At 61.6% G+C, this 14,832-nt stretch carries 10 protein-coding genes; 5 read left to right on the forward strand and 5 right to left on the reverse strand.

Features of this window, described 5'->3' with window-relative positions:
* The first annotated feature begins 68 nt into the window (after positions 1 to 68).
* Entirely contained in the window at positions 69 to 986 is a 918-nt protein-coding gene (locus HRF45_04000) for a glycosyltransferase (protein MEP0765689.1), read from the forward strand.
* A gap of 65 nt (positions 987 to 1,051) precedes the next feature.
* Here the strand turns inward: HRF45_04000 and alaS are convergent, their stop codons facing one another.
* From alaS to HRF45_04020, 4 genes are all read right to left on the reverse strand, one after another.
* Positions 1,052 to 3,766 (reverse strand): alanine--tRNA ligase, encoded by a 2,715-nt coding sequence (gene alaS / locus HRF45_04005; protein MEP0765690.1) that lies wholly within the window; start codon positions 3,764 to 3,766, stop codon positions 1,052 to 1,054.
* A 285-nt stretch (positions 3,767 to 4,051) separates the two neighbouring features.
* Positions 4,052 to 5,221: a hypothetical protein gene (locus HRF45_04010; protein MEP0765691.1), complete on the reverse strand. Its 1,170-nt coding sequence runs from the start codon at positions 5,219 to 5,221 to the stop codon at positions 4,052 to 4,054.
* A 117-nt stretch (positions 5,222 to 5,338) separates the two neighbouring features.
* Entirely contained in the window at positions 5,339 to 6,727 is a 1,389-nt protein-coding gene (locus tag HRF45_04015) for a Sapep family Mn(2+)-dependent dipeptidase (protein MEP0765692.1), read from the reverse strand.
* 98 nt (positions 6,728 to 6,825) lie between these two features.
* On the reverse strand, positions 6,826 to 8,346 hold the full coding sequence (locus HRF45_04020; GenBank protein ID MEP0765693.1) for a DUF922 domain-containing protein: 1,521 nt from the start codon (positions 8,344 to 8,346) through the stop codon (positions 6,826 to 6,828).
* 179 nt (positions 8,347 to 8,525) lie between these two features.
* Here HRF45_04020 and HRF45_04025 point away from each other — a divergent pair, with 179 nt between their 5' ends.
* The 4 genes from HRF45_04025 (at position 8,526) to HRF45_04040 (ending at position 13,657) form a co-directional block, all read left to right on the forward strand.
* Positions 8,526 to 9,893: an NCS2 family permease gene (locus HRF45_04025; protein ID MEP0765694.1), complete on the forward strand. Its 1,368-nt coding sequence runs from the start codon at positions 8,526 to 8,528 to the stop codon at positions 9,891 to 9,893.
* 127 nt (positions 9,894 to 10,020) lie between these two features.
* Positions 10,021 to 11,283, forward strand: a complete 1,263-nt coding sequence (locus HRF45_04030) for a PAS domain-containing protein (GenBank protein ID MEP0765695.1) — start codon at positions 10,021 to 10,023, stop codon at positions 11,281 to 11,283.
* On the forward strand, positions 11,280 to 12,488 hold the full coding sequence (locus tag HRF45_04035; protein ID MEP0765696.1) for an HDOD domain-containing protein: 1,209 nt from the start codon (positions 11,280 to 11,282) through the stop codon (positions 12,486 to 12,488). Before HRF45_04030 ends, HRF45_04035 begins: the two co-directional genes overlap by 4 nt.
* Positions 12,485 to 13,657 carry a response regulator gene (locus HRF45_04040; GenBank protein MEP0765697.1) on the forward strand — a complete coding sequence of 391 codons (1,173 nt, stop codon included), beginning with the start codon at positions 12,485 to 12,487 and terminating at the stop codon, positions 13,655 to 13,657. The genes HRF45_04035 and HRF45_04040 overlap by 4 nt, the downstream gene beginning before the upstream one ends.
* Here the strand turns inward: HRF45_04040 and HRF45_04045 are convergent.
* Positions 13,654 to 14,832, reverse strand: a complete 1,179-nt coding sequence (locus HRF45_04045; protein ID MEP0765698.1) for an HDOD domain-containing protein — start codon at positions 14,830 to 14,832, stop codon at positions 13,654 to 13,656. The two genes, HRF45_04040 and HRF45_04045, sit on opposite strands and share 4 nt — an antisense overlap.

Genomic DNA, 14,832 nt, shown 5'->3' on the forward strand with positions numbered 1-14,832 from the left:
GCCCGTAATGTTGCCAGCGTGACCGACTCGACAGGACCGACCACGTCGAGCGAGAAACACACCAGTGCGTGAGCGATCCGCCTAAAGTCAGCGCCGTAATCACCAGCTACAATCACGAGCGATTCCTTCGCGAGTGCATCGAGAGCGTCCTGTCACAGACCGTACCGCCCGATGAAATTCTGCTGATTGACGACGCAAGTAGCGATGCCTCGCCGGCCATTGCTCGCGAGTACGAAGGCCGTATCCGCGTCATGCTCCTGGACGACAACGTCGGAACGTACGCTGCTTTGAACCGCGCAATCGAAGTGGCCAGCGGACACCGGATTGCGATCCTGAACTCGGACGATGCCTGGGAGCCGCGCAAGCTGGAGGTGCAGACCGCTGATCTGGGGGACCGGCGTTTCAGCTTCACCAACGGCCACTTCGTAGATGCAATGGGTGTCCCGTGCACGTACCATGTGTTCGGGCACACGCTGATGCGGCTGCCGAGCGGGAACGCCCTGGTACCCCTCATTTACCACAACCACTGCTTTCCGAGCACCGTAATGTTCGAGAAGAGCTTGTGGGAAGAGTGTGGCCGTTTTCGCGAAGACCTGCAGTGCCTCGGGGACTGGGACCTGTTTCTGCGGATGGCGGAACGCACGGAGTTTGCCTTCGTGGACGAGGATCTGGTGCGTTACCGAGTGCACGAGGCGCAGACGAGCAAAGTGCGTGTGGAGCGGATGAACCGTGAGGAGATGGACATCAGGCACACCCGCGTTCACTCACGAGAGATCGAGTTGATGGAGCGGGCGGCCGACAGGAAGGCGATGGTGCGAGCGTTGGCGCACTCGGCCGCCGCACTCGGGACGCTGAACCACCTCTTCGGCGATGCGAGAACGGCAAGGCGTTGGTACCTGCACTCGTTGCGCCTTTACCCGCTGAGAGGTAAGAGCCTCCTCCGCCTCGGCTTGGCTCTGATCTTGCCTCGCATCCGCACGCCGTGAGGCAGGCGGCGCTGCAACGTAATTCCGGCGTCTCGCCGGATGGTTGTATCGCCGGGACGGCGAATTTACGCCTCTTTGTGGATCTGCTCAGCGAGCACGGCCGGCGCCGTGGACAGCGCGTCGTTCATGCGGGATGGGTCCTTCGCGCCCGCCTGAGCGAAATCTGGCCGACCGCCCCCAGAGCCGCCTGCCACAGCAGCGATCTCCCGCACCAGATTGCCGGCGTGCGCACCGTGCCGGCGAGCGCCTTCGGGAACCTTAGCCACGAAGGTAACCTTGCCGTCTCCGGCAGCACCGACTAGCACTACCGCGTCCTTGTGCTGGTCCGCCAGCCGGTCTGCGATACCCGAAGCGGACGACAGCGGTACATCCTGCAGGGCCTGGACCACCAGTGGGAGGCCGTTCACCTCACAGATCATTGCAGGCTGCTGGGCAGCCCCGCCTTGGACGGCTCGCTCTAGCCGGCGCTTCAGGTCCCGGATCTCGCCTTGCAGCCGCTCGATTGCCGCGCCTAGTTCAGCAGGCCCGGCCTTCAGCTTGGCAGCCGCGTCCTTTACCAGTCTGTCCCGCTCCACTGCCCACCGATAGGCGTACTCGCCCGTCAGCGCTTCGATGCGCCGCACACCGCCTGCGACGCTGCCTTCGTGCACAATTTTGAATAGCCCTATCTTGGCGGTATTCGAGACGTGGCACCCGCCGCATAGCTCGATGCTGAACCCCGGCACCTGCACGACTCGCACCGTCTCACCATACTTCTCGCCAAACAGCGCCATAGCGCCCCGCGCCTTTGCCTCGGCGACCGGCACCTGCGTCTCGATGACGACGTCGACCTCCTGCAGCACCCACCGATTCACTATGCGCTCCACCTCGGCGATCTGCTCTTCGGTCATGGCTTGGTGGTGCGTGAAGTCGAAGCGAAGGTATTCGGGTGCAACCAGCGAGCCGGCCTGATGTACGTGGTCGCCCAACACCTGCCGAAGCGCAGCGTGCAACAGGTGCGTTGCCGTGTGGTTGCGGACGATGTGACGCCTTCGCTCAGCGTCCACGGTAGCAGTCACGCCGCGGAACAGATAGCCGGAGCCGAGCAGCTCGCGCTGTCGCTCCACCGGCACGCCGACCAGCGGCTCGTCGGACCGAACCACCGAACAGCGATGCCAGGTGATCTCCTGCGCTCGCCGGGTGTCTTCGACCCTCAGTTCGAAGGCTTTACACGAAATGGTGCCTGTGTCCCCGACTTGCCCCCCCGCTTCCGCATAGAAAGGCGTGACGTCCAACGCGACATCGAACAGCTCGGCGGTATCGCCACAATCGTTGGGCAGAGGGCTCACCTGAACGATGCGAGCCGATACTTTCAGCTGGTCGTAGCCCACGAAGTGCGTGAAGGGCTTCGCCTCACCCGAGGTGTACAGCTCGATTTGGTCTTGGCAGAACAATTCGTCAGCAAGCCCGTGACCCGACTTCGAGCGGGTCCGCTGTTCCTCGAGCGCCCTCTCGTATCCCGAAGTGTCCACGGAGCCATCCATCTGCTCTACCAGCTCGCGCGTCACCTCCAGCGGGAAACCGAAGGTGTCGTATAGCTCGAATGCTGCCTCCCCTGGGAACACCCAGCCCGCGGGTCGCTGCTCGCCTGCGATGGAGTAGAAGCGGTCCGTCCCGGCACGCAACGTTCGTCGGAAGCTTTGCTCTTCCGTAGCCAGGGCCCGTGCGATGTGGTCGAAGCGCTCGACCAACTCAGAGTAATGATCGCCCAGCGCCTCGACAACGGCAGGGAACACCTCGGCCAAGAACGGCTGCTGGAACCCAAGCACCATCTGCCCTTTCAACACCGCGCGGCGAATGAGGCGACGCAACACGTATCCGCGCCCGGAGTTCTGGGGTAGGACACCGTCGGCGATACAGAACGACGCTGCACGCAAGTGGTCGGCAATCACCCGGGTGGCACGGGTGGAGCGCTCATCCGCATAAGGGGCCGTTTCGGCCAGCCTCCCAATCGCCTCGACGATTGGCGCGAAAGTATCTGTGTGATACACGCTGGGCAGCTCGGAGAGCACGCGAGCGGTCCGCTCGAGCCCCATTCCGGTGTCAATACTCGGCTTGGGGAGCGGCAGCATTGCAACATCCTTTGAAAGGTCGTTGGGGTCCGAGCATCGCTGGAACTGCATTAGCACCAGGTTCCAGATCTCCAGCCAACGCCCGGCTTTGTCGTCCTCGCGAAAGTTGCCACTGAGCTGCTCTGGCGGCACCGTACGATAGAAGATCTCGGTGCAGGGTCCACATGGTCCGTTCGGGCCCTCGCTGATTGCATTGGCGGGCCAGTAATTCTTGTCCTCGCCAAGACGGTTGATGCGGCTCTCCGGCAAACCCACCATATCGCGCCACAGTTCGAACGCCTCGTCATCCGTCTCGAAGACGCTGACACATAGCCGGTCGGGGTCCAGTGCGAGCCATTTGCGATCGGTCAGGAACTCCCACGCCCAAGCGATGGCCTCGCGCTTGAAGTAATCTCCGATACTGAAGTTTCCCAGCATCTCGAAAAACGTCAGGTGGCTGGGGTTGCCGACTTCTTCGATGTCCGTGGTCCGGAGGCACTTCTGAGAGCTGCTGAGACGGGGGTGCGGTGGCTGAGCGATGCCAAGGAAGTACGGTTTGAACTGAACCATGCCCGCGCTCGTGAACAGCAAAGATGGATCGTCAGGCACCAGGCTGTCGCTCGGCATCCGGCGGTGATCCTTGGTGTCGAAAAACTCTAGGTATTTGGTTCGCAGCTCTCGGGCGTTCATGACTTTGGGAAGCGTGGTCGCTCTCGGAATGTTCGAGCCGGTCCTGTCGTGTGGGGCGAGAGGACAGCACCGGCACGCTTCCGATTGTACCCGCCATCTACGACCGGCGGCCTAACCGGAATGCAATGTCCGATAATAAGTATTATGTTGAGTACAGGCCTAAGCCGAGGGCTGGCCCGCATCACTGCGGACCAGCCACCTTGCCGCCGACTTCTCGATGGCACGGGCCGTACTCGGCGCTTGCCACGTATCAAGACCGCAAAAGTCCAAGCGCGACCAAAAAAGCTAGCCTCCGGGTAGATAGAGCGTCCAATTGCCATTCGCCGGCAGCGTGCTATGTTCGCTCTCGAAGGAATAGGTTCCCGAGATCTTGCCGTCATAGGTCAGCGTGGCTGTCGCTTGAAATGGGTTCTCGGTAGCATTGAGCAAGTCGTACAGGGAGGTCATCTCTGCTGTTCCGCCTTGCATCGGATCGTCTTCGCTGTTGAGCACTATGTCTCCGCCGTAGATGTCCACGATGTTTTTGTTGGCATCTGTCTTCGCTAGGATAAACACGCCATGTTCGGCTTTGCCGCCTCCCATGACGAGCCCGTTCCACCCATTCGCCTTTAGCGGGCAGACGGTTCGCAAGGCGTAGGCGGTGCCGGTCAGCAACCCATTCGGATCCTGCACATACCAGGTCAGCGTGGACTTTTGCGGGTTGTCATACTCATAGGTGCCTCCGAGCTCGAACTCGCCGTCGTACCAGGAGTAGAACTCCCCTCCTTGCCCATCAGCGTCATCCACGAAAAAGCCCAGGTTGTCGTTACTGAACCAGATGCCCGTGGCGTTCTTCCCGTTCGGCATTGGGATCTCGTAGGGCAAGTGGCTCAGGTCCAGATACACGGCATCTACCCATCTCGGCTCCAGTACTCCCGAGTCGGTCCCGTTGGCCTGGTGAACTGTCGTCTCGTTCAGAACCAAGGCTTCGTCTTGAAGCTCGAATGCGGCAAGAGGAAGAATTGCCCTCAAGAGCGCTTTGCGCCCCGCGAGGAGTCGCATTTCGAGCGGGAACTCGAGTGTCCAGTCCACATCCTCGTCCCAGGTGCCTAACTCGTCATCCACCAGGCGCACGTGTGAGAGAGTCACACGGATCGCATTGTAGTCGCCGCTCGTGCCGTCGCCGAAGTCGACCTCTGAAGAGAACTTCTGAGGGGATGAGCTGAGAAGGTCGACCTGCCTCGAGCCCGACCAGAGGGTCCGATAGTCACCGCTAGCCGCGTCCATAAGCTCGAGCTTCGTGGCGGTCACGATGGCGGTGGTCACGTCGAGGCCAGATACCCCACCGCCGAGTTCGAACTCTAAAGATCCCTTGTAGGAGCGTCCTGTGTCGGTAAGGGCCCCGCCGCCGCCGCACCCCGCGACGAGCAGCACGATGCCAACTAAAGGCAGTGCCTTGCCTAACAAACGATACATAGAACACCTCTCCAGAATCAGCTACGCTGTCACAAGAATGATTCGCATGAGGCGTTCGGCTCTTGAGGTCACGGAATGAAGGAAGAGCCTTGGAGAAGGCGCTCGGTACGTCCGGGTCTAGCCAGCAAGCTGGAGCAGGATCCGGGCGTAGACCTTCGCGGCCCGTAAGTAGGACGAGATGGCGTAGCGCTCGTTCGGCTCGTGGGCTACGCCGTCGCCCGGCCAGTGTGTTCCTACTGCAACCGTGTTGGGAACCGCTCGGGCATAGGTGCCGCCGCCCAAGGTCTTCGGCGTTTGTGGCTCGCCGAACTCTTCCTCCAACACGGCCAAGATGCTGCGCACTGGCTCACGGTCCAGAGGCATGTGCAACGGCTTGCTGTCGGTGAGCGTCTCTACTTGAAAGCCGCTGGCTTGCACGAAATGCGAGACGCGCTCTATCAAGGAGTCGCCACTCCACTCCACCGGGTAACGAATGTTGAAGAGGGCCGTCACCACACCATCCTGAAGTCGCAGGATGCCCAGATTCGAAGTAAGGTCCCCTACGATCTCGTCCCTGCCGTGAATACCGAGGCCCGTGCCAGCGGGATCCGACGCCCGGAACAGGGCTTCGACCCATGGTCCATCGTTGGGCAGTTCGAGCGAATGAAGGGCTCGGAGAATGCGCGTCGCTGCGCTGTCGCCGAGGAAAGGAGTCGACGCGTGCGCAGCTTTGCCCACTGCCTCGACGCAAATGCCATCGGGACGCAGCGAAGCTGTAACGTTACGATCCCAGTACTCCGCCAGCTTGCGCGCGGCGACCTGAAGATCCGTATCTGAGCCGACCAATACTGCGACGGCTCGATCCGGGACGATGTTCGGCCGTTCTCCCGACTGAAGCGAAGCGATTCGAAGCACACTTCCCTGCTCCAATCGTTGTGAGAATGTAATATTCGCTACACCCTTCTCGGCGTAGATAAGCGGCCATTCGGCATCCGGCGCGAACCCGTATGTTGGAGCTTCTTCTTGCTCGAAGTAATGCTTCACGCATCGGAATCCGCTCTCCTCGTTACATCCGAACACCACACGTACGCGCCTCCGTATCGGCAGGCCCAGTTCTTTGATTGCGCGAGCAGCGAACAGGGCGGCGTACGTCGGCCCTTTGTCGTCTACCGCCCCTCGGGCATAGATGTAACCATCGTCAATCTGTGCCCCGTAGGGATCGAACTTCCAGCCCTCTCCCTCCGGCACTACGTCCAAGTGTCCGAGCGCCATGACAAGTTCCTTCCCATCGCCGAACTCAGCGTGTCCGGCATAGCCGCCTAGGTCTCGAGTTCTTAAGCCACCGGACTGGGCGACGGCGAGCGCGTGGTCGAGAGCTCGGCGGCACTCAGCGCCGAACGGTGCCCCCTCGGAGGGCGGGCCTTCCTTGCTGGGGATACGGAGCTGCTCGCGGAGAGCCGCGATCATCTCGTCGCGGTGCTCCTCAATCCATGCTGCGATGCGGTTGGCTTTGTCGGGGCTGTTCACGGAATCTGTATACCCTGTATAGGAAGCCCGCGAGATTGGTCGGCCCGGCATCGCCACAGGTGCCGGGCCGTCTCGAACCCGCAGTCGTGCCGTTTGGCCTAGTTGTCGCCGTTCCTGCCGAAGTTCACCAGCACGATGTTCAGATCCGTGAGGGCTACCAGACCGTCCCCGTCCAGGTCCGGGCTAGCTCCGCCGAAGCCGATGAGCACCGCGTTGAGGTCCGCCAGGCTCACTGCGTTGTCAGCCGTGCCGTCGCCATTGGTTAGGGGCACTGCACCCACGTCGTTGTCCCCCCATGAAAGGCTCACGCTGGGCAGCCGCTTCCAGAGGAAGTGCTGCGCGCCGAAACGCAGGTCGTAGGTGCCGGGACTCACGGTAAGAGGCGCCGAGAACCCTCCGACGGAGGTCAGCGACAGCGACACGATCTCGATGGGCACGATACCTCCCGGTTCGTACACCTCCATCACTCCCGTCACGTTATCGGGAGCGACATGGAACTCGAGCCCCAGCGTGCCCTTCACTGCGGGCGCGGCCATGGCAGTGCCCACTCGCACCTGTGCGGGCAGGAATGCCGGCAGCGTGAAGTTGCCGGTGGCCTCCTGGAGCGGGATGGGCGTGACGACCTCGATGCAGAAGAGGGCGGCCCCCGTTGCTCTATCTTGCTCCACCTGCTGCAGGAAGGGCGAGTACGGGACCAGCTCCTCGATGACATCCAGTTCCTCTATCCAGCCGGTAATCGTGTTGGCGTGACCGACCATTAGCCGCAGGTTGCCCCGAACGATGCCGCTGCCTACGGTGAACCATGGGGCCTGCTCGTCTGGCATGAACTGAGGCAGCTCCGGGAACACGTTGCTCATGTGGAAACCCGTAAGATGTAGGGGCACGATCTCGATTGGGGCGTTCTGCAGAAGGAAGTCGTTAAAGGGCACTCCGAGGTCGTAGAACACGTCGAAGAACGAGTTGACGATCGCCATCTCGTTCCTCGTGGGGTCGTATTGTAGGCCGCTCTGCGACGACTCCCCGACTGCCTTGTTGGGGGCTGGCGGGTTCAGCAGGTCGCCGATCTTCTTGCACCACTCCTCCTGCTTCTCGGCGTTCTTGCTGTGGTCCGTCTCCTCGTCGTACTTCTCCTGCATCGCGTCGTGCTTCTGCATATAATCGTTGTACGTTTGCTCGTACTTCTGGGCTAGGTCCGCTTCGGCCTCTTGGGGAGTGTTGCCGACACCTTCGAGCCCGTCCAGCGCCTTCTGGAGCTCCCTAGCCCAGTATTCGCTGATGTCGAAGTGATACTGTTCGTGCTTAAGTAACTCGTCCGTCTTCTTGTCCGGCTTCACCCACGACTGTGTCTTGTCCATCGTGGAGGTGGCTTTCGCCCCTTTGAGCTTAGAGTGCCACTTGTTGTCAGCGCCCTTTTTGGTGTCGTAAGTGGACTCAGATACCTTGATACCGGAACTCGTCTCTGCGTCGTGCGGGCTGTTCGCGGGGGGCTCTCCCTTGAAGTCTTCCCATTTCAGCTTGTGATAGGGGCAGTCGGTGTCGTCGGCGTACGCGGTCCAGGCGCCGAGCAGGACCGTGCAGACCGCAAGAATCGCTACACCTCGTGGTGCGAATCGTTTCACAGCTTCCTCCTTTTTTTGGGCGTCTTTCGAGTCAAAGGGGCCCTCGACAGGGACGTCCGCTGCGATATTGGTTAGCCAATATATCACAAGTTTCGTCAGCCGGGTATGACGGAGCTCCCGGGATCGCCATCTTGACATTCGCGCCCATTTGCGCAAAGCTAGAGATGAGGAGGCCTGCGATGAATGCTGTGCTGAACCGTTTGTTTCGGCTCGAGGAGGCGGGCACCACCGTTCGAATCGAGGTGCTGGCTGGCGTCACCACTTTCCTCACCATGGCGTACATCATCTTTCTGCAGCCTGCGATCCTGTCAATCGACTTCAACGGTAACCCTACGGGCCTCGACTTCGGGGCGGTGCTGCTTGCGACGTGCCTTGCCTCGGCCCTAGCCTCGATCGTGATGGGGCTGTACGCTCGGTTTCCCATCGCCTTGGCACCCGGCATGGGGGAGAACTACTTCTTCGTCACCGTCGTGATGACGCTGACGGCCGCCGGCATTGTCGGTGCATGGCAGGTCGCGTTGGGCATCGTGTTCGTAGCGGGCGTCATCTTCCTCGGCCTTTCGCTGTTCGGGGTGCGGGAGCGTATCATCGAGGGCATCAGCCCTAGCATGAGGCACGGAATCGCCGGCGGCATCGGCCTGTTCATCGCCTTCATCGGCCTGCGAAACGGCGACGTATTGGTGTCCAAGCCGGGCGCCTGGCTCGGCTTGAATCCGCATCTGGCGTCCCCAAAGGTCGCCGTGTTCGCGCTCGGGTTGGCGGTGGCGGGCATATTGCAGGCGCGAAAGGTTCGGGGCTCCATCTTGTGGGGCATCGCCGCGGCCGGCGTGCTCGCGCTCGCGACCGGGGAACTCACATTCGCAGGACAGGGACTCGCAGCCGTGGTGGGCTTTCCCTCGGTTGAGTCGCCTGCGGCCTTTCGGCTCGACATCAGGAACGCGCTGACGCTGTTCTGCCTTCCGTTCATCATCATCTTCACTCTGATGGCGCTGCTGGACGCTACCGGCACCTTGGTGGCCGTGGCGCAGCAGGCTGGAATCACTACCAAGGAGGGCAAGACCCCTCGAATCGTCCAGGCGCTGGTCGTGGACTCCGGGGCGACGGTGGTAGGCGCGGCACTCGGCACCAGCACCGTCACAGCGTACATCGAGAGCGCTGCTGGTGTGGCCTATGGTGGCCGCACGGGGTTGACGGCGGTGGTCGCGGGTCTGTTGTTTCTGGTGGCACTGCTATTCGGTCCGCTCATCCACGCCATCGGCGGTTATCCTCCTCTCACCGCCCCTGCCCTGGTCGTCGTGGGCGTGCTGATGCTGCAAAGCGCCCGGCACATCGAGTGGGACGACTTCTCGGAGGCGCTTCCCGCCTTTTTGGTGCTCGCCGGCATCCCCCTCTGCTACTCCATTGCGGACGGGTTGGCCCTCGGCTTCGTCGCCTACCCCATCGTGCGGGTAGCCTCGGGCAAAGGCCGACAAGTGCACTGGCTCATGTACGTGCTCGCACTTGCCCTGCTTGTCTACCTGCTGACGGTCAGAGAGAGGTTGTCCTAGCACCAACAGTCGCTGTGATAACTGCCGATCCGTCCCGACAATAGAAGTGTGGGGCGCAGCTCTCGCGGGGCCGTCCATGCTCTACGCGATGACATATGCGGCACCATGCGGAGGCCAGTTGCAGCCGATGGAACACATGGAATCGGAGACCCGGTGTCACACGCTTCGAGAGCCGTGGAAGGCCGAGGACCTTCTGGCCACGATTCCCTCGCTGCTGATAGCGGTAGACCTCGAGGAGCGTGTCACCCTGTGGAACGCCTATGCTGAGCGCACGCTCGGATTCGCCGCCACTGACGTCCTAGGTAACAAGCTGGCCGAATGCCCGCTGCCGTGGGAGTGGAGTCGGCTCGATCCAGCCATGAACGAGTGTCTGGCCACTGGCGAGAGTCGCTCGGTCGAGGACCTCAAGTACACGACTCCTACCGGTCAGCAGGGAATCCTCGGCCTCGGCCTGCATCCAATCCGTGTTGGTCGCGGTCTGGCTGGTTGTCTGCTCTTTGGAGCAGACGTAACAGCCCGCAAGGCCATGCAGTCACAGCTGGCCCATGCGCAGAAGCTCGAGGCGATCGGCCTGCTGGCGGCAGGCATCGCCCACGAGATCAACACTCCGACGCAATTCGTTGGCGACAACACGCGCTTCCTCAAGGACGCCTTCGGGGATATTATGCCCCTGCTAGAGCTAATCACCACGATGGCAAACCGCGCGTGGCAAGGCGCGAGCACGCACGACCTCCTGACCCAGGTAGAGGAACTCGCCCATCGCGCGGACGTGCCCTACCTCGTCACGGAGATCCCCAAGGCTATCGAGCAATCGCTGACTGGGCTCGAGCGTGTGGCCAAGATCGTGCGTGCCATGAAGGAATTCTCTCATCCCGGCACCGAGGACATGACCTACGTAGACCTGAACCGCGCTCTGGACAGCACCATCACCATCTCCCGAAACGAGTGGAAGTACGTCGCCGAGGTAGAGACCGATTTCGATGAGGACTTGCCTCCGATCCCTTGCATCCCCGGCGATCTCAACCAGGTGTTCCTAAACGTGATCGTCAATGCTGCACACGCGATAAGGGATGTGGTCGGAGAAAGTCGAGAGGAGAAAGGCCGTATTCGTATCTCCACCCGCCGCGATGGCGCATGGGTGGAAGTGCGGATCGCAGACACGGGCACGGGCATCCCGGAGGACATCCAGCAGCGCATCTTCGACCCGTTCTTTACTACCAAGGAGGTCGGCAAAGGCACGGGCCAAGGCCTAGCTCTCGCACACAACATCGTCACTGAGCGCCATCGGGGAAGCATCGCAGTGGAGAGTGTGTGCGGCAAGGGTGCGACCTTCGTCATCAGGCTACCGACCGAGCAGCCGGCATCGGCACGGAGTGAACGATGTGCATGAAGCGCGTTCTGTTCGTGGACGATGATCCCAACGTCCTGGAGGGACTCCGGCGCATGCTGCACGCGATGCGTGACACATGGCATATGGCGTTCGTGCAGAGCGCTGCCGAAGCCCAGGAGATCCTAGCGGGCGACAGCTACGATGTTATCGTCACCGATATGCGCATGCCCGGCCTGGACGGTGCGGCACTGCTGGCTTTCGTTCGCGACAACTATCCCCACATGGTCCGCATCGTGTTGTCGGGACAGGCGGACATGGAGTCGATTCTGCGGACGGTCGGCCCCTCCCACCAGTATCTGGCGAAGCCCTGTGATGCCGACACGCTAAGGAAAACGGTGGACAGGGCCTGCTCACTCAGCTCCTTGCTTTCGAGAGAGGAGTTGAAAGGCCTCATCGCGCGCGTCGGATCGTTACCAAGTCTTCCGGCTGTGTATACAGAGCTAGTGCAAGAGCTCGCTTCCGAGGATGCCTCCATTCATCGTATTGGCGAGATCGTCTCCAAGGACGTCGCGATGAGTGCCAAGATCCTGCAGCTTGTCAACTCGGCATTCTTCGGCCTGCCTCGCCAGGTTGGCAGTCCCTCCCAGGCAGCGGCTCTTCTTGGAACGGAGACCCTGCGAGCGTTGGTGCTATCTGTGCATGTGTTCTCGCAATACGATGCCTCGCGTCTCCCCGGCGTAAGCATAGAGCAGCTCTGGCACCACAGCTCGCGCACGAGCGTCCTCGCCAAGCGCATCGCCGAGATGGAGTCTGCCGGCAAAAGGTGTGTCGAGGATGCGTTCATCGCCGGTTTCCTCCATGCCGCAGGAACTCTGGTTCTTGCTTCGGGGCTGCAATTCGGTTACCTGGATGCTAGGGAGATGGCGGAGTCGGAAGGCCTGCCACAGCATGTAGCCGAAACTCGCAGGTTAGGTGCAAGCCATGGCGAAGTCGGTGGTTACCTTCTCGGCCTCTGGGGGCTGCCGAATCCGGTGGTGGAGGCCGTTGCTTTTCACGATAACCCCAGCGACTCGGAAGCACCCGGCTTCACCCCGTTGACGGCGGTACACGTCGCCTGTGCGCTGCACTGCGAATCGGACCGTGCTGACCCCGGTCAACGGTCCGGTACTGATCTCGACTATCTTGCACGGGAAGGTCTGTCCGAGCACCTCGATGCTTGGCGAGGTCTCGCAGAAGAAAGCAAGGAACAGGAGGATGCCGCATGAGCGACAAGGTGCTCTGTGTGGATGACGATCCCTCGATTACTGATGGATACCAACGAGCCCTCCGCAAAAGGGTCAGCATGGACACGGCGAACGATGGGGAGCAAGCGCTCCAGATGCTGGCCGATTCCGGGCCCTATGCGGTCATCGTAAGCGACCTCAAGATGCCGGGCATGGATGGCGTGCAGCTGCTTTCCAGGGCAAAGGAGGTCTCCCCCGAGACTGTCCGCATCATGCTTACAGGCTTTGCCGATCTCCAGACGGCGATTGCCGCCGTGGATCAGGGCAACGTCTTTCGCCTCCTGACCAAGCCATGCTCGTCAGATGAACTCGCAGCGGCGCTCTTTGCCGGCATCGAGCAGCATCGGCTGGTCACGGCGGAGCGCGAGCTCCTGCAGAGGACGCTAAGCGGCACGATCAAGATACTGATCGATATCCTATCGATGCTTTCGCCGGACGTATTCGGTCGCGCCCAGCTGCTGCGGGCCAACGTCCGAACACTCGCACGGGCGTTGCTCGGTAGCAGCTCGTGGGACATCGAGCTTGCCGCCATGCTTTCGCAAATCGGCCTCGTGTCCGTCCCTCCTGCACTCCTGATACGTTCGCGCGGACGAGAGGAGCTGACTGCCGCCGAACAAGAGGTGCTAAACCGCGTACCCGAGGTGGGACGGGATCTCCTGGCAAATATTCCTCGGCTCGAAGAGGTAGCGCAGATCATCCTCTACCAGCACAAGCACTATAACGGCGGTGGGCACCCACCACACTCCGTGAGCCGCGAACAGATACCGATAGGCTCCCGCATGCTGAAAGTGTGCCTCGATATGTCGGATCTCACTGCCAAAGGATTTTCAGTTTCCGAGGCCCTCCAGATGATGGAGTCGCGTCAAGGCTGGTACGACCCCTCGGTGCTGGAGAAGGCGATTGCCTGCTTCGCCGATGCAGAACAGCACCTGAGCGGGCACGAGCACGGCGCGCTCACAGTCGGCGACCTGAGGCTCGGACAGACGGTCGTCACCGAGATCGTGGCGAAAGACGGCACTGTAGTGGTACCCGCTGGCCAGGTCCTAACCGTAAGCCTGCTCGAGAAGGTTCGGAACTATGCCAGAACCACCGGTGTAACCGAGCCCATCTACGTGCGACGTGCCGACGCCTCGGACCTGCAAGCGGCCTAAGCTGCGGAAAACTGGGTCAGCCGCTCACATGCTGCATGCAGATCGGCGGCTTTCTCTCTAGCCTCACACCCCTCCGGCAGGGCCGAGAGGTCCGGTTCTCCCTGTGACCCTGCCCGCGCGAAGGCATCAGCGAGATGCACGACTATAGCTGGGCACGGACCGTCTGTGGGCGGCGCGTGATGGAATGCGACTGCGTCCACCACTTCGTCGGGGAGCCCCCAAAGGGCCAACAGATAGGCGCCCACTTCAGCGTGTGTGCCGCCCAGCACCTCCGCCTCGACCTGAGCGCCGGCTAGACCGCCTTGTCTGGTCACCGGTGCTATCTCGCTGTATCTCTCAGGGGAGCGGGTGGCCAGGATCACCTTTCCAATATCGTGCAGCAACCCGGCCGTGAAGGCCGCATCGACAGAGCAATTGCAACCGGTCAGCCTGGCGATTTCTTGCGCGTATCTTGCCACGGTGAAGCTGTGCTCGAACAGGGAGCACACGTCCAGACACGATGTCGGAACCCGATCGGCCACCGCGAAGGCCTCCACCGATAGCACCACCGCCTTCAGTGTGTTGAAGCCGAGGAAGGCGATCGCCCGGTCCAAGCTCACCACCTTTCCGAAAAAACCGAAGTAAGCAGAGTTGACGAGATGCAGGATCTTCGCGCCGAGGGCCGGGTTTCGGCCGACGATAGCTGCCGCGCGCGCTAGCGAGGGTTCCTCGGATCGCAGCTCTCTGAGCAACTCCACGTAGATACCGGGCGGGCTCGGAAGGGCACCGATCTGCGATACGAACGAAGCAAGTTCGGGCCGGTTCAGCAGCCTACGTGTTGACAGCGCCGCCCGGATGGCCGCATCGAGGGCCGCGGCCTCGCATGGCTTCTGCAGGAACAGGTGAGAACTGGTGACGGTATTCAGGACCGCCTCCTCGTCCGCCTGGCCGGAGAGCACGACGCGCACGGCGCTCGGCCAGCGGCGCATCACCTCGGCGAGAAGTTCCGAGCCGCTCATCCCGGGCATACGAATGTCCGAGACCACCACGTCGTAGGTCTGACGCTCGAGGAGCAGCAGCGCCTCATCGGCGGACACCGCATAATCGGCTTCCCAATCGGTCCCCAGCACATGCAGTGCCCTTCGCAGACCCTGCAACACCCTCGGCTCATCGTCCACGAACAGCACTCGGCACAT

Source organism: Fimbriimonadia bacterium, from assembly GCA_039961735.1.
Lineage (GTDB): Bacteria > Armatimonadota > Fimbriimonadia > Fimbriimonadales > JABRVX01 > JABRVX01.

Coding starts and splice junctions, on each gene's coding strand:
- alaS (MEP0765690.1), bottom strand. CDS start 3,766: ATGAACGCCCGAGAGCTGCGAACCAAATACCTAGAGTTTTTCGACACC.
- HRF45_04010 (MEP0765691.1), bottom strand. CDS start 5,221: ATGTATCGTTTGTTAGGCAAGGCACTGCCTTTAGTTGGCATCGTGCTG.
- HRF45_04025 (MEP0765694.1), top strand. CDS start 8,526: ATGAATGCTGTGCTGAACCGTTTGTTTCGGCTCGAGGAGGCGGGCACC.
- HRF45_04030 (MEP0765695.1), top strand. CDS start 10,021: ATGGAACACATGGAATCGGAGACCCGGTGTCACACGCTTCGAGAGCCG.
- HRF45_04035 (MEP0765696.1), top strand. CDS start 11,280: ATGAAGCGCGTTCTGTTCGTGGACGATGATCCCAACGTCCTGGAGGGA.
- HRF45_04040 (MEP0765697.1), top strand. CDS start 12,485: ATGAGCGACAAGGTGCTCTGTGTGGATGACGATCCCTCGATTACTGAT.
- HRF45_04045 (MEP0765698.1), bottom strand. CDS start 14,832: ATGTGCCGAGTGCTGTTCGTGGACGATGAGCCGAGGGTGTTGCAGGGT.